Below are 19,588 nucleotides of genomic sequence, written 5' to 3' on the forward strand. Positions count from 1 at the left end.
CCACGGCCGGGCCGGCGGCCGAGGGGTCACGCGGGCGCTACCCGCGACGCATCTCCACCCTCCGGACTCTAGGCCGGGGTGTGCCGGTGGGTCATCCGGTTTTGCGCGGGGCGAGGATGGGGCCATGAGTCTTCCCACCCGGCGGCCGGGCAGCACCGTGCGAGTACGCGTCCGCGAGGTCGACGGCGGCACGGTCCGCGGCCGCTCCGACGTGGTGGCGACCGAGGAGCCGCTGGAGATCCGGGTCGGCTGGCCCGGGACGCTCCCCCGGTCGCTGGTGGTCACCATGCGCACGCCGGGCGCCGACTTCGAACTGGCCGCCGGGTTCCTGCGCTCGGAGGGGCTGCTGACCGACGCCTCTGACGTCGTACGGATCGCGTACTGCACCGACCCGACGCTGCGCACCGAGCAGCGCTACAACGTCGTCACCGTCGACCTCGCGCGTCCGCTGCCTGAGGCTCCGACCGCGAGGTACGGCGCGGCCACCTCCGCCTGCGGTGTGTGCGGCAAGGAGAGCCTGGACGAGCTCGAACTCCGCGGCTGCGCACCCGTCGCGCCCGGCCCGGTGCTGGACTCCGCCCTCCTGTGCGCGCTGCCCAACCGGCTCCGCGAGGCCCAGAACGTGTTCAGCCGGACCGGCGGGCTGCATGCGGCCGGGTTGTTCGCCGCCGACGGAACGCTGCTGCGTGCCCGGGAGGACATCGGCCGGCACAACGCGGTGGACAAGGTGGTCGGCTGGGCCTTCCTCGAACGCCGGCTGCCGTTGACCGGCCACGTTCTCGTCACCAGCGGCCGCGCGGGCTACGAGATCTGCCAGAAGGCGCTCGCCGCCGGCATCTCGTTCGTGGCCGCGGTCGGCGCGCCGTCCAGCCTGGCGGTCGACCTGGCGGAGCGGTTCGGGATGACGCTGGTCGGCTTCCTGCGCGGCGAACGCTACGTCGCCTACACCCATCCCGAACGTCTCACCGAACTCGGCTGAACCGCCCTGGCCGGAGGAGGTGACGACAACTACCGGGTTGCCCGGACCCCCAGCAACTTCGTCGCCCGAGACGAGCGTGGCCGCTGCCCAATGGGCAGAGCGCGGAGACGGCCGCATCGGTCGAACGTGCACTCCGCGCGGCCGACGCGGGCCTGTCCGCCGCCGAATGCGCCGACCAGGTGGGTAGCTCGCGAGGGGACGGTGTCGTCAGCCGACGGTGAAGGTCAGCCGCGTCGCGGGCAGGTCGGTCTCGGGCGGGCCGAACCGCCGCCGGCCGATCTCACCGGTCGCCACCGCGCGCACCACGTCGGGCCAGAACCGCCGGGCGCCGTCGTTCGACTCGTAGTAGTCGAGGCCCCATTCCCCCGGATAGCGGCGGAACATCGCGTGCGCCGCAGACCGGCCGACCCCGCGCCGGCGGTGCTTCGAGACGACGAAGAACTCCGCCACGAGGTTCACCCCGTCCTCGCGCCGCACCAGAGCGAACCCGGCCAGCCGGTCACCCACCAGGATGAACAGCGGCTCGCGGCCGGCCTCGACGAAGTAGTGGTCGAGATAGCGGTAGGAGTACGTCCCGTGCGTGGACAGCTCGATGTCCCTGAGGGCGCTGAAGTCGTACAGGTAGAGCTGCAGCAGGTTGGCCAGGACGGACTTGTGGGGCTCGGTCACCCGGACCAGCCGAACAGCGTCGTTCACCGGGCCAGCCTAGGGTCTGGCGCCTGCCCAGATTCGTACCACCCGGGCGCCGGGGACCGTCCCGACGTAGCGGTCCGGCGCGGAGGTCAGCAGGATCACCTGCCCGGCGGCACCGGCGCGGGCCAGCAGCGCTCCCATCGCCTGCAGTCTGCCCGGGTCGGACCAGCCGAGCGCGTCGTCGAGCACGACCGGGACGCCACTGCCGTCGGTGGCCGTGAGGCCGGCGATGGCGAGCCGGACCAGGGTGGCGAGCTGTTCGCGGGCGCCGGTGGACAGCGACGACACCGGGAGCCGGATCCCGTCGACGGTGCGGGCCTCCACCTCCAGGTCGGCGCCCAGGCTCACCGTGAACGACGGCCCGTGCACGACCCGGCCGAGCGCCTCGATGCGGTCGCGCAGCGGCGCGGCGTACCGGAGGCGGGCCTCCGCACGGTGGCGTTCGAGCGTCTCCCGCAACCGGGCGGCCGCGAGGGCCCGGCGTTCGAGGGTGGCGTGGTGCTCCTCGGCGTGGGCGAGCTCGGCCCGGGCGCGGTCGGCCGCGGTAGCCAGTCCCTGCGCGCCGGCGCGTTCCAGCGCGCCCTCCACCCGGCTGAGTTCGTCCTGCAGGTGTTCGACCTGCTCGGCCAGCTGTGCGCGCAGCGTCGTCGCCTCCGCCAGCCGCTCACCGAGCTGAGCGAATCCGCTGCGCGAAACCGCGTCCTCGGCCCCGGCGAGATCGGCGGCGATCGCGGCCGCCTCCTGCGCGGCCTTGTCCACCGCGGCGGCAAGGAGTTCGTCGCCCTGCTGGGCGCGGTCCCGATCCAACGTGGCGTGTACGTCGGCGCGGCGTTCGGCGGCCTGCTCGGCGCGCACGCGCGCCTCGGTCGCCTCCTCCCGCGCGGTCTCGAACGCCGTACGAACGCCCGCCTCGGCAGACTCGGCCCGGGCCAGCGCCTTCGCGGCGGCGACGTCCTCGGCCTGCGCGCGGGCGAGCGCCTCGCGGGTCGCCTCCTGCGTGGTGGGCAGGGGCACCTCCACTGGCAAGGGCTCCTTGACAGACGTCGTCTCCTCGGCAGGCAAGGCCTCCTTGACAGCCGACGAAGCCTTTGCAGACAGGGACTTCTTGACAGACGACGACTTCTTGGCAGGAGCCGGCTCCGGGTCGAAGAGCGTGGCCGCGGTGTCCTCCGCGCGATCGTCGAGGTCGTCGTCGACCGGGTCCTCGGTCTCGTCGGTGTCGTCGGTGTCGTCGGTGTCGTCGAGGTCGTCGCCGACCCTGGCCAGCAGCTGGGCGTGGGCGGCGGTCAGGTCGGCGAGTGTGCGTCCCTCCAGCCGGCGGGTGAGGACCTCGCGAGCGACGGTCAGGGCTCGCTCGGCCTCCGCCCTGGCCCTGGCGGCCTGCCGGACCGCGGCGATGTCAGCCCGCCCCAGCTCCGCGAGCAGCCGCCGCTCGGCGTCCTCGGCACTCGCGGTGGCGGCGGCGAGCTCGGCCGCGCCCGTACCCGGTCGTACCGTCACCTCGACCACGTCCGGCACCACGACGGTGGTGTCCCGGTCGACCGTCACCTCCCGGTCATCCTCGTCGAGGGGTACGCCGGACAGCTCCACACCGGCGTCACCGAGGCGGCTGACCACCATCGTCGGCGCCCCGGCGGCCAGCGCGGCCCGGGCGGCGAGCACGTCCAGGTGCGCGGCCTCGACGGCTTCCAGTGCGGCCTCGTCGACGTTCGAGCGTTCGAGCGCGGCAGCGGCGCGGCGTTCCTGCTCGTGGGCCTCTTCCACCGCGGCGAGGCGTTCGCGTAGGTCGGCGAGGTCGGCACGGTCACGCAGCCGGGACAGGTGGGCGTCGAGCCGGCGGACCTCCGCCCGCCGCGCGGCCTGGTCGTCCCTGGCCACGCGCAGGGCGGCGGTGGCGCGTTCCCACTCCTGCTCCGCGGCCCGCAGAGCCGCGGAGGTGCGCAGCCTCGCGTCCTCGGCGTCGGTCGCCGCGCGGTCGCGCTCCTTCACCTCCTGGACCAGCGCGGCCCGGCGCTCGGCCTCCGCCCGCGCGGACTCGACCTGCGCGGCGGCGAACTCCGCGTCGCGGCGCAGCCGGTCGACCTGACCGACCAGTTCGTCCGCCGCCTGCCTGCGGTCGGTGAGCTCCGCGACCCGGGTCTCCTGCTCGCGCAACCTGGCACTCATCGTGGCGCGGTCGCGGGTCAGGCGTTCGGCGCGGCCGACGTCCTGCTCGACCTCGGCCAGTTGCGCCTGTGCTTCCTCCACCCGCGCGCGTTCCTGGTCGCGCCGGGCGATCGCCTCGGCGTAGTCGCCGCTGGGCCGGCCGGTCCGGGTGAAGTAGCGCTGGTACTCGCGTTCGACGGCCGCCACTAGCGGCACCGACGCACCGTGGTCGATCTCACCGCCGGCGGACTCGTCCAGCGCGGTGAGGACCGCCGCCACCGATCCGGCGGCCGGAACGGCGAGTGCGTGTTCCTGTCCGACGACCAGCGCCGCCCACAGGCTCTGGTCCACGTGCGCGCCGAACAACCTCGCGGCCTCGTCGTGCGCCTCGCGTCCGGTCCAGGTGTGCCCACCTGGGTCGACCCGGAGCTCGGTGAGCCGCTGGCGGAACCACCGCTTCCGGTAGTGCACCCGCTGCCCGCCGAGAGTCAGCTCCGCGACGACCTCACTGGGTACGTCGCGTCCGGCCGGCTGCACCGCGCGCAGCTTCGCGGCCTTTGAGTCGTCCGGCAGCTCGAACAGCAGGCTGAGCGCCTCCAGGATGCTGGACTTTCCGGTCTCGTTGTCGCCGAGCACGACGGTGACGCCAGCCTCGTCGAAGTCCAGGTCGCGCGCGGCCACTCCGCGGAAGTCGCGCAACGTCAGCCGGTGCAGCCTCACGCCGCGCCCCTCATGCCGCTCCCCCGGCCAGCCGGTGCAGCAGCGCGAGCGCGTCGGCGGCCTCGGCGGCGTCGTCGCTGCCGCTGGCGACGGTGTGGCGCAACTCCTCCAGCGCGGCCCGGGCCGGGCCGGTCACCGGGAGGTCGTCCAGCATCTGGTCGTCGGGCAGAACGCCGACGTCCCAGTGCCGGCGCCACCGCTGGATCGCGGCGTACACCTCGGTCTGCGCGTCCAGCAGCACCTCCAGGCGCGTCAGCCCGGCGACGGACAGCGCGCCGCGCACGCCGAGCCGGACGACTGTGCGCGCCTTGTCGGGCTGCTCGCCGAGCCAGCGGTCCAGCGCGTCCAGTGAGGTGTCGCCGTCCACCTCCACCACGCGGGAGAGCAGCCGCCAGGTGCCCACGCGTTCGGGGGTGACGGTGCAGGTCGGCCCGCCGGGCCCCGTGGCCAGCTCCACCAGCAGCACGTCGCCGGGATGCTCCTCCTCGGGCCGGGTGGGCTCGGGCGTACCGGCGTACCAGATCCGGCCCGACTCACCGACGGACGTACGCGAGTGCCGGTCGCCCAGCGCGGCGTAGTGGATCCGGCCGGCGGCGATCGCCTCCTCCAGCGCCTGCCGGCGCACCAGGGCGGGCTCACCGACGTCGGGGGCGAGGCTGTCGACCTGCCCGTGGCCGACGAGCACGCGCATCACGCCCGCCGCGGGCGGGTCGGCGTCGAGCACCTCGGCCACCGGGTCGTGCAGCGGCCGGCGGGTGCGCCACGGCGCACCGACCACCTCGACACCCGGCGCGGGCGTACGGGGGACGGAGTCGCGCAGCACCTCGACGTGGGACGGCAGGTGCGCGGCGAGCATCGGGCTCGCCCACACCGAACCCGGCTCCAGCGAGTCGTGGTTGCCCGGGAGCAGATAGACCGGGCAGGCGATGGCCCGCAGTGCCTCACACGCCCGCAGGACGACCTTCCGGTCGACCTGGTTGGCGTCGAACACGTCGCCCGCCACCACGACGAACGCCGCGGAGGTGCGGGCGGCCACCGCGCCGATACGTTCGATCGCGTCGACACGGGCCTGGCCGTAACGCGCCTGCGCCTCCGGACCGAGGAACCGGCGCATCATCCCGAGCTGCCAGTCGCCGGAGTGCAGGAACCTGATGGTGGTGTCGGGCATCGTGCCAGAACGCTAGCGAGACCCGCGCCCGAACACCCGTTCGCCACGCGGAGACCACGAAAGCCGTAGCCACGAGGAGGATTTCCGTCGGCGCGACAAGGATTTTCCGGCGATGTCACGGCCTCGCACGGGCGGCGTCGCAGGTTCTTCCGCCGCCCGGTCTTCGTGCCCGCGGACCGCGCGGCGATACCATCGTCTCGCGGCCGTCACTGCGTCGACCGCAACGCTGTCACCAGCAACTTCGCCGTGTTCGCAGCGATCGCGCCGTTCTCGCGAACGTCTTCTCCGGCTCTTCTCGGGCTCGTCCCGAGCTCGGCACAGTCCACGCCGCGCACACTTCATCGTGGTAAACCAAGCGTGGTCGCGACTTGGGTGAATCTTTTGGATCAGGTTGGCAACGAAACGATCACGCCGTACAGTCATTGCCGGTCGCGCCTAACGGGGGCGGCTACGACCCGCTTCGCCTAGCTCCGCCCGGCGGTTGTCGTCAGACCCGGTACTTCCATCGGGCGGAGACGGAGGAACCACATACGGACCCGGCAACGGGTCCTGGGGTGAAGCCGCCTCGTGCGGCCGGGCACTTTCTCCCGCCCGAATCCGACAGCTAACTCCGCAGGCGACGGGAGGGAACAGACTCATGGCCTATCAGGGCAAGCACCGCGGCGCCAGTCGTACGAACACCGTCGCCAAGCGCGTCACGAAGACCGCCGCCGTCACCGGCATCGCCGCCGCCGTTCCCATGGTCGGAATGGCTGCCGCCGCCACTCCGGCGAACGCCGCCAGCACCAACACGTGGGAGCGCCTCGCCGCGTGCGAGAGCAGCGGCAACTGGCACATCAACACCGGCAACGGCTTCTACGGCGGCCTGCAGTTCACTCGTTCGACCTGGACCGGCTTCGGCGGCGGCAAGTACGCCTCCCGCGCCGACTACGCCACCAAGTCGCAGCAGATCGCCATCGCCGAGAAGGTACTGAAGGTGCAGGGCTGGGGCGCCTGGCCGGCATGCTCGGCGAAGCTGGGCCTCGGCTCCTCCGACAAGGGCGGCACGCCGAACACCCGGGCCCAGTCCCAGGAGCGCAAGCAGCACAGCTCGCGCTCCTCGCGTGGTACCTCCCGGCCGAAGATCGTGACCCGGCACACGCACACCCGGCACACGCACTCCCGGCACGCGGTCTCCGGTGCCAACTACGTGGTCCGTTCGGGTGACACCCTGTCCACCATCGCGCAGGCGCAGGGCGTCGACGGCGGCTGGCGTGCACTGTGGAAGCTCAACCGGAAGCTGGTCGGGAGCAACCCCAACCTGATCTTCCCGAACGAGAAGCTCCGCCTCGGCTGAGCCCTCGCACCCGTTCCATCCGGATCAGCGCCCCGCCCGCGGCATGCGGTCGGGGCGCTCGTCCGTCTCGTCAGGTGTTCAGGTCATCCGACCTGTCCTCGCCCGGTAGGTTGCCCGGTATGTCGTACGCCATGTCGTCCGAGCAGGCCGGTCGTGCCGCTCCCTGAGCCCCCGCCGCGTCGCGCGGGCGACGGCGCACGCCAAGATGTCCCGATGAACGACGCGCCCAGACCACCGCGTCCGGTGGGTGACACGTCGCCGACCGCCGACGACCTCCTCCCCCGGGTGGCCCTGGGCGACAAGGACGCCTTCGGTGCGCTCTACGAGCTGCTGGCATCCCAGGTGTTCGGTGTCGTGTGCCGCGTGCTGCGCAACCCCTCGCACGCGGAGGAGGTGAGCCAGGAGGTGTTCGTCGAGATCTGGCGTACGGCGTCCCGGTTCGACCCCTCCCGCGGCTCGGTCCGCACCTGGGCGACCACGCTGGCCCACCGCCGGGCCGTCGACCGCGTGCGTTCCGAACAGGCCGCCACCGACCGCGAACGCCGGGCCGCGGCCGGCGACAACTCACGCGCGTACGACCAGGTGGTCGAGGAGGTGACGGCGAGCCTGGAGCAGGAGCAGGTCCGCCGCTGCCTGGGCTCCCTCACCGACCTGCAGCGCCAGGCGGTGACCCTCGCCTACTACGTGGGGTACAACTACCGCGAGGTCGCCGAAGTGCTCGGCGCCAACCTGGCCACGGTCAAGACCCGCATGCGCGACGGGCTGGCCCGGCTTCGCGACTGCATCGGCAACCTCGAGCTGGGGGCCCCGCGATGACGACGACTCCCGGTCTCCCCGACGTACCCGACCTGCACTCCCTGGCCGCGCCTTACGTGCTCGACGCGCTGCCCGAACCCGAGCTGGCCGAGTTCGAGGCCCACCTGGCCACCTGTTCGACCTGTCAGGAGGAGGTACGCGAACTGGCCGCCGTCGCGGCCAACCTCGCCGCCGCGACCGCCACCGAACCGCCGGAGCAGCTGCGCGCCAGGGTCCTGGCCGCGATCCTGACCACCGGCCAGGAGGCGGCTCCCGGCTCCGGCAACGGCCGTCCCACCGACCGTCCCTCCGCTCAGACCACCGGCCCGGACGATTCGGGGAACACCGGCAGCCCGGCGGCCACCGGGCGACACGAGCCGGCCACCCACGGACACCGCGGCCGGCAACCTCGCCGGCGGGGACTGCTCGCCCTGGCCGCCGCGCTTGTCATCCTTGCCGGAATCGGGGTCGGCGCGGGGGTCGTGCAGTACCAACAGGCCCAGCAGCGGGCCGCCCAGGCCGTCGAGGAACGCCAGCGAATCGAGACCGTCCTGGCCGCCCCCGACTCCCGAACCGTCCGCGGCGACGTCCGCGGCGGAGGGAAGGTCACCGTCGTGGTCTCCCAGCGGCTCGGCCGGGCCGTCGTCCTCCTCGACGGGCTGTCCCCGCCGCCCCGGGGGCGCACGTACCAGCTGTGGTTCATCGCCGGGAAGAACGCCCGGTCCGCCGGTGTCGTCGACGTCACCGGATCCGGACGCGTCAGCGAGGTTCTGTCCGGTGTCGGCGGCGCCAACGCGTTCGGCATCTCGGTGGAGCCGCGGGGCGGGTCGACGGCACCGACCACCACGCCGGTCGCGGCCGTCCCGCTCGCCTGACGCCTGTCGGTGGCCCCGGATACGCTCAGGCTAAGGTTCGGCGGGGCTATCTCGGGAGGGGCCGATCCGTTGAGCACGCAGGCGACAGAGGTTTCGCACGTCCAGGTTCCGTACACCCTCACCCGGCTGGGCGTGGTGATGACACCGGAGCCGGACAACGAGCTGGAAAGTGAGGGCGTCCTCAATCCCGCCAGCGGGCACACCCCCGACGGCCGGCTGTACCTCCTGCCGCGCATGGTCGCGGCCGGCAACGTGTCCCGGGTGGGACTCGCGGAGGTCAACTGCGTCGACGGCGTGCCGGTGAGCGTGGATCGGCGCGGCGTGGTGCTGGCTCCCGACGAGGGCTGGGAGCGCGGGCTCAACAACGCCGGCGTGGAGGACCCCCGGGTCACCTGGGTGCCCGACCTCGGCGTGCACGTGATGACCTACGTCGCCTACGGCCCGATCGGCCCCAAGCTGGCCATCGCCGTCTCCGACGACCTGAGCAGCTGGCGACGCCTCGGCCCGGTGCACTTCGAGTACCAACCCGATCTGGACACCGACCTCAACCTGTTCCCCAACAAGGACGCGGTGTTCTTTCCCGAGCCGGTTCCCGGGCCCGACGGCGAGCCCTGCTACGCCATGCTGCACCGCCCGATGTGGGACCTCGGCTGGTTCCGTCCCGGCGAGGGCGTCCACCTGCCCGCCGGTGTGGACGACGACCGCCCGAGCATCTGGGTGTCGTACGTCCCGGTGGCCGCGGTCGAGCAGGACATCCGCGCGCTCACCCATCTGCACGACCACCGCCAGGTGGCCCAGCCGGAGTTTCCCTACGAGGACCTGAAGATCGGCGCCGGACCGCCGCCGATGCGGGTCGAGGAGGGCTGGCTGGTGATCCACCACGGTGTCACCGGCCACATCCCGCCCGGCTGGGACCCGAGTACCCAGCGGGTAACCTACGGCGCCGGTGCGATGCTGCTGGACGCCCTGGACGTCAGCCGGGTGCTGGCCCGCACGCCGGAGCCGCTGCTCACGCCGGAGACCGACGACGAACGCACCGGCACCGTCGCCAACGTCGTCTTCCCCACGGCGGTGGAGACGATCGCCGGCCGCACCTACGTCTTCTACGGCATGGCCGACGCCCGGATCGGGGTCGCCCGGCTGGACCGCACCGACCGTACGACCTAGACACGGGTCGGCGCGTTCCGGTGCGGCCCGGCGCTTTCCCGCGCTACAACCCGCCCGGAACGCGCCCTGGAAATCGACGGCCGCCTGTCGGCGGCATGCCCTAGGCTCGGGCGCGTGCCGCAGAAGATCGATCAGGACTTCCTCAGCCTTCCGCTCCGCACGCTCGCCGACGCCGCCCTCGCCCGCGCCCGCGAGCTGGGCGCCGAGCACGCCGACTTCCGGCTCGAGCGGATCCGCACTCAGAACCTCTCGCTGCGCGACGCCCAACTGCAGGGCAGCACCGACGGCGAGGACACCGGGTTCGCGGTCCGCGTCGTCCACGAGGGGACGTGGGGTTTCGCCGCGAGCGTCGTCCTCACCCCCGAGGAGGCGGCGCGGGTGGCCGAGCGCGCCGTCGAGGTGGCGCGGGTCGCCGCCGGGATGAACGCCGAGCGCATCGAGCTCGCCCCGGAGCCGGTGCACGGCGACGTCACCTGGGTCTCGGCCTACGACGTCGACCCGTTCGCCGTCGCCACCGCCGACAAGGTGGAGCGGCTGGGCGACTGGAGCCGGCGGCTCCTCGCCGGCACCGGGGTCGCCCACGTCGGCGCGACCCTGCGGCAGGTGAAGGAGCAGAAGTTCTACGCCGACAGCCACGGCACGGTGACCACCCAGCAGCGGGTCCGGCTCAACCCCGACGTCGAGGCCTACGGCACCGATCCCGGTTCGGGCCGCTTCGACTCGATGCGGGTGCTCGCCCCGCCGGTCGGCCGTGGGTACGAATACCTCACCGACCCGGCCTGGGACGCCCGCCTGGCCGAGCTGCCCGACCTGCTCACCGAGAAGCTGAAGGCGCCCTCGGTCGAGTCCGGCAGTTACGACCTGGTGATCGACCCGTCCAACCTCTGGCTGACGATCCACGAGTCGATCGGGCACGCCACCGAGCTCGACCGGGCGCTCGGCTACGAGGCCAACTACGCCGGCACCTCGTTCGCGACCCCCGACAAGCTCAACACGCTGCGCTACGGCTCCGAGCACATGCACATCACCGGTGACCGCACCGTGGAGCACGGCCTGGCCACCGTGGGGTACGACGACGAGGGCGTGGCCGGCCAGTCCTGGGACATCGTGAAGGACGGCATCCTGGTCGGCTACCAGCTCGACCGGCGAATCGCCCGCTCCTTCGGCTACGACCGCTCCAACGGCTGCGCGTTCGCCGACTCCCCGTCCCACATCCCCGTGCAGCGGATGGCCAACGTGTCGCTGCAACCGGCCGCGGACGGCCCCTCGACCGAGGAGTTGATCGCCGGAGTCGAGCGCGGCATCTACGTCGTCGGCGACCGTTCGTGGTCCATCGACATGCAGCGCTACAACTTCCAGTTCACCGGACAGCGGTTCTACCGCATCGAACACGGCCGGCTCGCCGGACAGGTGCGCGACGTCGCCTACCAGGCCACCACCACAGACTTCTGGGGATCGATGGAGGCGGTCGGCGGCCCGCAGACCTGGGTGCTCGGCGGGGCGTTCAACTGTGGCAAGGCCCAGCCCGGCCAGGTCGCCCCGGTCAGCCACGGCTGCCCCTCGGCGTTGTTCCGCGGTGTCCGCATCCTCAACACCACCCAGGAGTCAGGACGGTGAGCAGTCCCTTGAGCAGCGACCTCACTCTGCAGGAGACGGTCGAGCGCGCGCTGGCCCGGTCCAAGGCCGACGGCTGTGTCGTCATCGCCACCGAGTCCTCCAGTGCCAACCTGCGCTGGGCCAACAACACCCTGACCACCAACGGCGTCATGCTCACCCGGTCCCTCACGGTGATCGCGTCGGTCGAGGGCGCCGAGGGCACCGCCTCCGGTGTGGTCACCCGCAGCGTGACCACCGGCGACGACATCGACGCGGTGGTGCGGTCGGCGGAGGACGCGGCCCGCGACAGCGTGCCGGCAGAGGACGCGCGGCCGCTGGTCGAGGGCGACGCGGCGCCCGACTGGGACGAGCCGCCGGCGGAGACCTCGATCCGGGTCTTCGACACGTTCGCGCCCGCTCTGGGCGAGGCGTTCGGCCGGGCGCGCGCCGACGGCACCCACCACTACGGCTTCGTCGAACACGACGTGACCACGACCTATCTCGGCTCGTCCTCCGGCCTGCGGTTGCGGCACGTCCAGCCGACCGGCTACGTCACAATGACCGGCAAGTCCGACGACCTGCGGCGGTCGGCGTGGGTGGGTCAAGCCACCCCGGACTTCCGCGACGTCGACGCGACCGCGCTGAGCGCCGAGCTCGACCGGCGGCTGCGATGGTCGCAGCGCCGGATCGACCTGCCCGCCGGCCGGTACGAAACCCTTCTCCCGCCGACCGCGGTCGCCGACCTGATGATCTACGCGTACTGGACGATGTCCGGCCGCGACGCCCACGACGGCCAGACGGTGTACTCCAAGCCGGGTGGTGGCACCCGCGTCGGCGAGCAGCTCTCCCCCGTGCCGCTGTCACTTCGGTCCGACCCGGCCTACGCCGGACTGGAGTGCGCGCCGTTCGTGGTCGCCAAGTCCTCCTCCGGTGCCCAGAGCGTGTTCGACAACGGCACCCGGCTCGGCCCCACGGACTGGATCCGCGACGGCAGGCTCGCGACGCTGGCCACCACCCGCCACTCCGCCGACCTGACCGGGCTGGCCACGACGCCGTACGTCGACAACCTCGTCCTCGACGTGCCCGGCGCGCACGCATCTCTGGACGACATGATCGCCCGCACGGAGCGCGGCCTGCTCCTCACCTGTCTGTGGTACATCCGTGAGGTCGATCCGCAGACCCTGCTGCTGACCGGGCTCACCCGCGACGGCGTCTATCTCGTCGAGAACGGCGAGGTGGTCGGCGAGGTCAACAACTTCAGGTTCAACGAGAGCCCGGTCGACCTGCTCGGGCGGTTCACCGAGTCCGGGACGACCGTGCCGGCGTTCTCCCGGGAGTGGGGCGACTACTTCCCGCGGGTGGCGATGCCCGCGGTGCGGGTGCCCGACTTCAACATGTCCAGCGTGAGCCAGGCCAGCTGAGCGGTGGGTCAGCGCAACCCGAGCCGGCTCACCGTGGAGATGCCGTACCTCTCGCCCGCCTTCATCTTCAGCGCCCGCACACCGCCGGTGCGTCCGGTGACGACCAGTTCGGTCAGCGCGCGCTGCGCTTCCGGGTCGCCGCCGAACGCCGCGATGCACACCTCCGGCTGGATGTTCGCGAACGCCAGCAGCGCACCGGGCGCACCCAGAGGTCCCGCCAGCGCCAGCAGTGCGGCCGACCCGACGTAGGTACGGCCGCGCCATTCGGCGAGCTCGCGCAGCAACCGCACCGGGTCGCCAGAGGAGTCCTTGACCGCCCCGACGGGCAGGCCGGGCAGGGCGTCCACCTCGATGCCGGGCACGCCGAGCGGCCCCGGGTTGTGGTAGCCGATCACCCGGTCGGCGCCACCGACCGCCGCCGTGACCGCACCGAACAGCTCCGCCGCGTCCACGCCGCCGCGGGCCGGGCTCACGAGTACGGCATCGGCACCGGCCTTGCGAGCAACCGCCGCTCGCTCCGCCGCCGCCCGCGGCCACGGCCCGCCGGCCCCGGCGATCACGGTGACCTCGTCCGGCAGCCCGGACCGAACGGCCGCGATGAGGGCCTCGCGTTCGGCGTCGGTCAGGGTCTCCGCCTCGCCGGTGGTGCCGGCCACCAGCACGGCGCGCACCCCCGCCTCCACGACGCGGTTGGCGTGCGCGACGGTGCCGGCGATGTCGACCTCGCCGAACTCGTCGAAGACCGTGAACAGTGCGACCCCGACGCCGGTGAACGTGGGTTCCGCCATCCGTGACCACTCCCCTGTCGTGTGCCGTCCGTCTGCCGACCGGTTGCCGAGCAATGCTGACCGGTGCCGACCGGTGCGTCCGGCTGTCGTCCGGTTGCTGTCCGTTCCATTGTGGCCCGGCTCGCCGGCGGCGACCTCCCGGCACCGGCGATCACGGCGCTGTTACCGTCCATGCATGCCCACTGTCGTCCCGCCACCGAACGACTTCCTGCGTTCGCTGCTGCAGCTTCCTTCCGTCTCCGCCCGTGACGTGGACACCGAAGGCCGCACGCTGGTCAGCTACGACGTCACCGGCTCGGCCCAGCTGTACGAGGTCGGCGCCGACGGGGCCTGGCGACGGCTGACCGACCTGGACGGCGTGGCCGCCGGCCGCTATCTGCCGGATACCCGCGCGATCGTCGTCCAGCACGACGCCGGCGGCAACGAACGCGGCCAGCTGTCCCTGGTCGACCTCGACTCCCCCGACGTGGGCGCGGTCGAGGCCGACGCCGAGCACACCGGCGACGCCGGGGAACCACTGCCCCCGCTCGTACCCTTCGTCCACGATCCGGCGTTCGTGCACCGGTTGGCAGGAGTCGCGCCCGGACGGGTGCTCTACCTCACCAACCGCCGCAACGGCGTCGACTTCGACCTGGTGAGCCGGGAGATCGGATCAGGCAAGGAGACGGTGCTCTACGACGGCGGTGGCTACGTCGCCGAGGTGGAGGCGTCCCCGGACGGCCGCTGGGTGGCGCTCACCCGGCCGAACGCACCGGCCAACTCCCTGCAGCTGTTGCTGGTCTCCACCGAGGACGGCCGGGTCGAGCCGCTCACCCCGTGGGGCGACGACGCCTACCTGACCACGCCGTCCTGGCTGCCGGACTCCTCGGCCCTGCTGGTCTCGGGCAACCCGGGCCGGGAGATGACCGCTGTTCTGCGCTACGACCTGGCCGGCCGAACCTGGTCGGAGGTGGTGGCCGACCCCGAGCACGACCTGGTGGGCTGGGCCTCCCCCGACGGCGCGCACGTCCTGGTCGCCACCAACGACGACGGTGCCGTACCGCTGGCCCTGCACTCCCTTCCCGGCGGCGAGCTGATTCGCGACCTGGAGCTGCCGGCGGGCGGCTGCGCCGCATTGCACCGGCACCCGGATCCGGTGTGGTCGCAGGCGGGAGACGCCGTGGCCGTGACGTACAGCTCGCCGGTCGAACCCCCCTACGCACTCCGCCTAGACGTCACCACCGGCACCTCGACGCCGATCCGGCCCCCCAACCGGCCCGAGCTTCCGGGCGGCCTGGTGTCACCGGAGTCCCACCGCGTCGCCGCGCCCGACGGCGAGCAGATCCCGACGTTCGTCTACCGGCCGGCCGACGGTGGCGACGGTTCGGCTGTGCTGGTCGTCCACGGCGGACCGGAGGGTCAGTCGGTACGGCAGTGGCAGCCGATGGTCGCGGGACTGGTCGCGCAGGGCCACACCGTGCTGGTTCCGAACGTCCGCGGCTCGACCGGCTACGGCAAGCGGTGGTACGCCCTGGACGACGTGCGCCGGCGGCTGGACTCCGTCGCCGACCTGGCCGCACTGCACGAGTGGCTGCCCACGATCGGCGTCGACCCCGACCGGGTCGCCCTCTACGGCGGTTCCTACGGCGGCTACATGGTGCTCGCGGGCCTCGCGTTCCAGCCCACGCGCTGGGCCGCCGGGGTGGACATCGTGGGCATCGCCTCACTGGTGACGTTCCTGGAGAACACCTCCGACTACCGCCGCGCCCATCGCGAGCGGGAGTACGGCTCGCTGGCGAACGACCGCGACTTCCTGCACGAGGCCAGTCCGCTCACCCAGGTGGACGCGATCCGGGCGCCGCTGTTCGTCATCCACGGTGCGAATGATCCGCGGGTGCCGTTGTCGGAGGCCGAGCAGATAGTCGCCGCGCTGCGGGCCCGGAACGTGCCGTGTGAGCTGCGCGTATACGCCGACGAGGGGCACGGGCTGGCCAAGCGGGCGAACCAGCTGGACGCCTATCCCGCCGCGTGCGCGTTCCTGGCCGAGCAGCTGGCCAAGCGTCCCGGCGTCCCCGCCGACAACGGAGAAGGAGTGGCATGAGCGAGCAGAACGAACGCGTCGGCTTCGTCGGCCTGGGCATCATGGGTGCCGGCATGGCCGGCAACCTGTTGCGCAAGGGCTTCGACGTGGTGGTGCACAACCGCACGGCGGCCCGGACCGAGCCGCTCGTCGCCGAGGGCGCCACGGCCGCCGCCACGCCGCGGGAGGTGGCGGAGCAGTGCGACGTGGTGTTCATCTGTGTGAGCGACACGCCCGACGTCGAGCAGGTGCTGTTCGGAGAGGACGGCATCGCCGCCGGGGTTCGCGACGGTGCCCTGGTCGTGGACTCCAGCACGGTGAGCCCGGCCTCCACCCGGGAGTGGGCGGGCAGGCTGGCCGAGCGCGGTGTCGGTTTCCTGGACGCGCCGGTGTCCGGCGGCAGTGAGGGCGCCGCGAAGGGCACGTTGTCGATCATGGTGGGCGGCGACGACGCGCAGGTCGAGCGTGCTCGTCCCTACCTCGAGGCGATGGGGTCCACGGTCACCCACGTCGGTGTCGTCGGCGCCGGCCAGACCTGCAAGCTGGTCAACCAGATCCTGGTCGTCACCTCGATGCTCGGGGTGTCCGAGGCGCTGGTGCTGGCCAAGGCGGGCGGCCTGGATCTGGAGAAGACCATCACCGCGGTCGAGGGCGGCGCCGCCGGTTCGTGGATGCTCGCCAACCGCGGCCCGCAGGTGATCCGCGACGACTGGCGGCCGGGCTTCACCATCGACCTGCAGCAGAAGGACCTGCGGCTGGTCCTGGAGGCCGCCGACGAGCTCGGCGTACCAGCCCTCGCCACCAGCACGATCTTCCACCTCTACCGCACCCTGCAGCGTGATGGCCTCGGCGGCGAGGGAAACCACGCCCTGATCAAGGCGCTCGAACGCCTTGCCGGTGTCCAGGCGCGGCAGGAGGACGGCGACGGCCAGGCGCCCTGACCCGCGGTCGTGACGACGGGACCGTCGCTTCAGGAGAAGGCGGCCACGTTGGCCCGCGCCCAGGTCGCGAACGTCGTGCCCGGCCGGCCGGTCACCTTCTCCACGGTGGGGACGACCTCCTGCGGGTGCTCGGCCAGCGCGGCCAGCCCGTCGACGTACCACCCGGCGACCTCTCCCATCGCCGGTGCCAGCTGCTCGACGGCCTCGGCGTGGCTCACCTGCACGAACTCGATGTTCCGGCCGAGCGCCGCGCCCAGCTCGCGCACCAGTTCGACGCGGGTGAGGGTCTGCGGACCGGTGAGTTCGTACGCCCGGCCCTGGTGGCCGTCCTCGACCAGCGCCGTGGCGGCGACGGCAGCGATGTCCTCCAGCGCGATGGGCGCGTTGGCCGCGGTCGGGTACGGCTCGCGAACGGTGCCGGTGAGGCGGATCGGGTCGGCCCACATCAGGGTGTTCGTCATGAACTCGCCCACGTCGAGGTGGGTCCACGCGACACCGGACGCCTCGACCACCTGCTCGATCTCGTGCCACCAGCTGCCTGCCGGCCCGGCCAGGTCGACGATGTGCCGGACACCGGCTTCCACGGCCATGGCGACGACCTCCCGCACGGTCTGCGTGAGCGGCGCAAGGTACATCCGGTCCACCCCGGCCAGCGCCGCGGGCATCGTCTCGGGCCGGCCGATGTATCCCCGCGCGACCTGGACCCCCGGTGGAAGTGCGGCCTTCGCCGGGTTCGTCGTGAGCGCACGCACGTCCGTCTCGCCCGCGGCCACCAGCTCGTCGACGACCAGTCGCCCCACGTTGCCGGTCGCCCCCGTCACCAGGATCGTCATGCGCCGTTCCCTTCCCGAACACCTTTTCCGTATGAAGTACGGGAATATTAGCGTAGGGCGTACGGAAAACCTCCTCGTCCACTCGACCCGGCACGCGATCGGAGCCCGATGACGATCGAGCACAGTGGTGGCGCGGACCCCGCGCGGATCCTGCCCCTGCTCTGGCGGCGAACCCGGCCCGGCCGCGGCGACGCGCGCCCCGCACTCGGCCGGCGCCCCCGGCTGTCGGTGGACGAGGTGGTGGCCGCGGCCGTGACGCTCGCCGACGCCGACGGCATCCAGACGATGGCGATGAGCGGGGTGGCCAAGGCGCTCGGCGTGGGAACGATGACGCTCTACACGTACGTCCCGTCCAAGACCGAGCTGGTCGACCTGATGGTGGACGACGTGCTGGGCGGGCTGGTCCTGCCCGCCCCCGGGCAGGACCGGCCGGAAGGCTGGCGGGCACAGCTCGAGCTCTACGCCGCGCGCGTCCGGTCGATGTACCGGAGTCACCCGTGGCTGCGGCACGTCTCCACGGTGCGCCCGCCGCTCGGGCCGGGGATGCTCGCCGAACGCGAGTACGTCCTGTCCACGCTGATCGACACCGGCCTGACCCCGCCGCAGGTGGACGCGGCCTCGACCGCGGTGTCGACGATCGTGCACGCCACCGCGAGCCTGGAGACCGAGAGCGAGCAGCTCGAACGCGCCACCGGCCAGTCCCACGACGCGTGGTGGGGTGAGCGGATGGAGTTGTGGGACGACTACTTCGACGTGGACCGCCACCCGTCGATGACCCGGTTGTGGCACAGCGGCGGGTTCGCGAGGAACGCCGCCGAGGCGACCGTCGAGGCCAACGAGTTCGGCCTGCACCGGCTGCTGGACGGCATCGCCCAGCTCATCGACGCCCGACCATGAGGCGGGCAGTCAGGACGGCCGTGGAGCCGGCCGGTCGTGCGACGTGGACGTGGGTGTGGTGGTCGCGAGGTGCGAGAGTCGCTACGTCGGCCAGGACTCGGACTCGGTGACCACCGGGTCGGTCAGCCCGACCGCGGCTGCCTGGGCCAGCCCGGACAACGCCTGCGTGGGGTCACCCGCGGGCACGAACACCACCGAGTCGGCCCCGGCGTCGTGGAACTCACGCAGCGTCTTCGCCGCCTCGTCGGGCGTGCCGGTCACGGCCAACTGGTGGAGCCACTCCCGGGGCAGCGCCCGCGCCAGGTCCTCCTCCTCGGCGTGGATTCGGGCCAGGTCGGCGGCCTCCTCGGCGATCCCCATCGGGCCGAGCTGCACCGAGCAGTCACCGCGCAGCACCCGCGCGATGCTGCGTCGGACCGCCCACTCGCCGTCCTCGTCCAGGCCGAGGTAGGCGTAGACGGTGTAGCGGTGCGGGTCGGTACGCCCGGCCTCGGCGCGGCCGGCGTCCACCTGCTCGCGTGCCCAGCGAACGTAGGCCGGCGCGGACAGCTCCGACAGCACGGTGCCGTCGGCGACCTTCCCGGACAGCCGCAGCGACCTCGCCGCGCGCACGCCGAGCGAGATCGGCGGCGGCTCCGCGATCGGGAACTCCAGGCGTACGCCGTCCAGCCGCACGTGCTTTCCGGCCGTCGTCACCGTCTCACCGGCCAGGAGTGCCCTGACCGCCGCCACGCTCTCCCCGAGCGCGGCCAGCTGCGACGGGGGCAGCGCGCCGATCTGCTCCATCCAGCTCGCCACACCGTGACCGAACCCGGGCAGCACCCGGCCGGGGAAGATCCGCAGCAGGGTGGACAGCTCCAGTGCGGCGGTCGCGGGGTTGCGCATCACCGCCGGCAGGACGCCGATCCCGACGGCCAGCCGCTCGGTGGCCGCCAGGGCCGCCGTCGCGGCGGCGATGCCGCCGGCGAAGAAGCAGTCCTCGACCACCCACAGCTCCTGGTAGCCGAGGGCCTCGACCTGGTGGGCGTAGGAGGGCAGCGCCTCCGGCTCGACCGCACACGGGAACATCGCACCGACGCTCGTCATCGGGTCACTATGGCACAGCCGTCCGACATGTCGCCGAACCGCTGAACACCGCCGACACGCCGCCGCACACCACCGAGCCCGGCTGCGGC

16 protein-coding genes and 1 riboswitch are annotated in these 19,588 nt (G+C 72.6%); of the genes, 10 read left to right on the forward strand and 6 right to left on the reverse strand.

What is annotated here, in order from left to right:
* Window positions 1–124 precede the first annotated feature (124 nt).
* The gene (fdhD, locus tag ABZV93_RS08985) at window positions 125–979 is read left to right on the forward strand and encodes a formate dehydrogenase accessory sulfurtransferase FdhD (protein ID WP_354932640.1); all 855 of its coding nucleotides are present in this window, start codon (window positions 125–127) and stop codon (window positions 977–979) included.
* 207 nt (window positions 980–1,186) lie between these two features.
* On the opposite strand, the gene ABZV93_RS08990 is transcribed toward fdhD, so the two are convergent.
* Genes ABZV93_RS08990 through ABZV93_RS09000 form a run of 3 tightly spaced genes read right to left on the reverse strand, consistent with a single transcriptional unit; the run spans window position 1,187 to window position 5,705 of the window.
* The gene (locus ABZV93_RS08990; protein ID WP_354932642.1) at window positions 1,187–1,675 is read right to left on the reverse strand and encodes a GNAT family N-acetyltransferase; all 489 of its coding nucleotides are present in this window, start codon (window positions 1,673–1,675) and stop codon (window positions 1,187–1,189) included.
* Window positions 1,676–1,684: 9 nt separating this feature from the next.
* Window positions 1,685–4,537, reverse strand: coding sequence for an AAA family ATPase (locus ABZV93_RS08995; RefSeq protein ID WP_354932644.1), 2,853 nt, complete (start codon window positions 4,535–4,537; stop codon window positions 1,685–1,687).
* A gap of 10 nt (window positions 4,538–4,547) precedes the next feature.
* Window positions 4,548–5,705 (reverse strand): DNA repair exonuclease, encoded by a 1,158-nt coding sequence (locus tag ABZV93_RS09000; RefSeq protein WP_354932646.1) that lies wholly within the window; start codon window positions 5,703–5,705, stop codon window positions 4,548–4,550.
* A 475-nt stretch (window positions 5,706–6,180) separates the two neighbouring features.
* Window positions 6,181–6,338, forward strand: a riboswitch (cyclic di-AMP (ydaO/yuaA leader).
* 4 nt (window positions 6,339–6,342) lie between these two features.
* On the opposite strand from ABZV93_RS09000, the gene ABZV93_RS09005 reads away from it, so the two are divergent.
* From ABZV93_RS09005 to ABZV93_RS09030, 6 genes are all read left to right on the forward strand, one after another.
* Complete coding sequence (locus ABZV93_RS09005; RefSeq protein WP_354932648.1) at window positions 6,343–7,041, forward strand: transglycosylase family protein; 699 nt, start codon at window positions 6,343–6,345, stop codon at window positions 7,039–7,041.
* A 213-nt stretch (window positions 7,042–7,254) separates the two neighbouring features.
* On the forward strand, window positions 7,255–7,857 hold the full coding sequence (gene sigK, locus ABZV93_RS09010; protein WP_354932650.1) for an ECF RNA polymerase sigma factor SigK: 603 nt from the start codon (window positions 7,255–7,257) through the stop codon (window positions 7,855–7,857).
* Complete coding sequence (locus tag ABZV93_RS09015; RefSeq protein ID WP_354932652.1) at window positions 7,854–8,711, forward strand: anti-sigma factor; 858 nt, start codon at window positions 7,854–7,856, stop codon at window positions 8,709–8,711. The genes sigK and ABZV93_RS09015 overlap by 4 nt, the downstream gene beginning before the upstream one ends.
* Window positions 8,712–8,780: 69 nt before the next feature.
* Window positions 8,781–9,878, forward strand: coding sequence for a glycosidase (locus tag ABZV93_RS09020; RefSeq protein WP_354932653.1), 1,098 nt, complete (start codon window positions 8,781–8,783; stop codon window positions 9,876–9,878).
* Window positions 9,879–9,992: 114 nt separating this feature from the next.
* On the forward strand, window positions 9,993–11,495 hold the full coding sequence (locus ABZV93_RS09025; RefSeq protein ID WP_354932655.1) for a TldD/PmbA family protein: 1,503 nt from the start codon (window positions 9,993–9,995) through the stop codon (window positions 11,493–11,495).
* The gene (locus tag ABZV93_RS09030) at window positions 11,492–12,895 is read left to right on the forward strand and encodes a metallopeptidase TldD-related protein (RefSeq protein WP_354932657.1); all 1,404 of its coding nucleotides are present in this window, start codon (window positions 11,492–11,494) and stop codon (window positions 12,893–12,895) included. The genes ABZV93_RS09025 and ABZV93_RS09030 overlap by 4 nt, the downstream gene beginning before the upstream one ends.
* 8 nt (window positions 12,896–12,903) lie before the next feature.
* Here the strand turns inward: ABZV93_RS09030 and ABZV93_RS09035 are convergent, their stop codons facing one another.
* The gene (locus ABZV93_RS09035) at window positions 12,904–13,683 is read right to left on the reverse strand and encodes a dihydrodipicolinate synthase family protein (RefSeq protein ID WP_354932659.1); all 780 of its coding nucleotides are present in this window, start codon (window positions 13,681–13,683) and stop codon (window positions 12,904–12,906) included.
* A gap of 175 nt (window positions 13,684–13,858) precedes the next feature.
* Here ABZV93_RS09035 and ABZV93_RS09040 point away from each other — a divergent pair, with 175 nt between their 5' ends.
* The gene (locus ABZV93_RS09040) at window positions 13,859–15,763 is read left to right on the forward strand and encodes a S9 family peptidase (RefSeq protein WP_354932661.1); all 1,905 of its coding nucleotides are present in this window, start codon (window positions 13,859–13,861) and stop codon (window positions 15,761–15,763) included.
* Window positions 15,760–16,683, forward strand: coding sequence for an NAD(P)-dependent oxidoreductase (locus ABZV93_RS09045; RefSeq protein WP_354932663.1), 924 nt, complete (start codon window positions 15,760–15,762; stop codon window positions 16,681–16,683). The genes ABZV93_RS09040 and ABZV93_RS09045 overlap by 4 nt, the downstream gene beginning before the upstream one ends.
* Window positions 16,684–16,712: 29 nt before the next feature.
* On the opposite strand, the gene ABZV93_RS09050 is transcribed toward ABZV93_RS09045, so the two are convergent.
* Entirely contained in the window at window positions 16,713–17,516 is an 804-nt protein-coding gene (locus tag ABZV93_RS09050; protein WP_354932665.1) for an NAD(P)H-binding protein, read from the reverse strand.
* A 108-nt stretch (window positions 17,517–17,624) separates the two neighbouring features.
* Between ABZV93_RS09050 and ABZV93_RS09055 the strand changes: the two genes are divergently transcribed.
* Window positions 17,625–18,413 carry a TetR/AcrR family transcriptional regulator gene (locus ABZV93_RS09055; RefSeq protein ID WP_354932667.1) on the forward strand — a complete coding sequence of 263 codons (789 nt, stop codon included), beginning with the start codon at window positions 17,625–17,627 and terminating at the stop codon, window positions 18,411–18,413.
* A gap of 81 nt (window positions 18,414–18,494) precedes the next feature.
* On the opposite strand, the gene ABZV93_RS09060 is transcribed toward ABZV93_RS09055, so the two are convergent.
* Window positions 18,495–19,499 (reverse strand): LLM class flavin-dependent oxidoreductase, encoded by a 1,005-nt coding sequence (locus ABZV93_RS09060; RefSeq protein ID WP_354932669.1) that lies wholly within the window; start codon window positions 19,497–19,499, stop codon window positions 18,495–18,497.
* Window positions 19,500–19,588: the final 89 nt, after the last annotated feature.

Source organism: Actinopolymorpha sp. NPDC004070 (assembly GCF_040610475.1).
Taxonomy (GTDB): domain Bacteria; phylum Actinomycetota; class Actinomycetes; order Propionibacteriales; family Actinopolymorphaceae; genus Actinopolymorpha.

Coding starts and splice junctions, on each gene's coding strand:
- fdhD (WP_354932640.1), top strand. CDS start 125: ATGAGTCTTCCCACCCGGCGGCCGGGCAGCACCGTGCGAGTACGCGTC.
- ABZV93_RS09000 (WP_354932646.1), bottom strand. CDS start 5,705: ATGCCCGACACCACCATCAGGTTCCTGCACTCCGGCGACTGGCAGCTC.
- ABZV93_RS09005 (WP_354932648.1), top strand. CDS start 6,343: ATGGCCTATCAGGGCAAGCACCGCGGCGCCAGTCGTACGAACACCGTC.
- sigK (WP_354932650.1), top strand. CDS start 7,255: ATGAACGACGCGCCCAGACCACCGCGTCCGGTGGGTGACACGTCGCCG.
- ABZV93_RS09015 (WP_354932652.1), top strand. CDS start 7,854: ATGACGACGACTCCCGGTCTCCCCGACGTACCCGACCTGCACTCCCTG.
- ABZV93_RS09035 (WP_354932659.1), bottom strand. CDS start 13,683: ATGGCGGAACCCACGTTCACCGGCGTCGGGGTCGCACTGTTCACGGTC.
- ABZV93_RS09040 (WP_354932661.1), top strand. CDS start 13,859: ATGCCCACTGTCGTCCCGCCACCGAACGACTTCCTGCGTTCGCTGCTG.
- ABZV93_RS09045 (WP_354932663.1), top strand. CDS start 15,760: ATGAGCGAGCAGAACGAACGCGTCGGCTTCGTCGGCCTGGGCATCATG.
- ABZV93_RS09050 (WP_354932665.1), bottom strand. CDS start 17,516: ATGACGATCCTGGTGACGGGGGCGACCGGCAACGTGGGGCGACTGGTC.
- ABZV93_RS09055 (WP_354932667.1), top strand. CDS start 17,625: ATGACGATCGAGCACAGTGGTGGCGCGGACCCCGCGCGGATCCTGCCC.
- ABZV93_RS09060 (WP_354932669.1), bottom strand. CDS start 19,499: ATGACGAGCGTCGGTGCGATGTTCCCGTGTGCGGTCGAGCCGGAGGCG.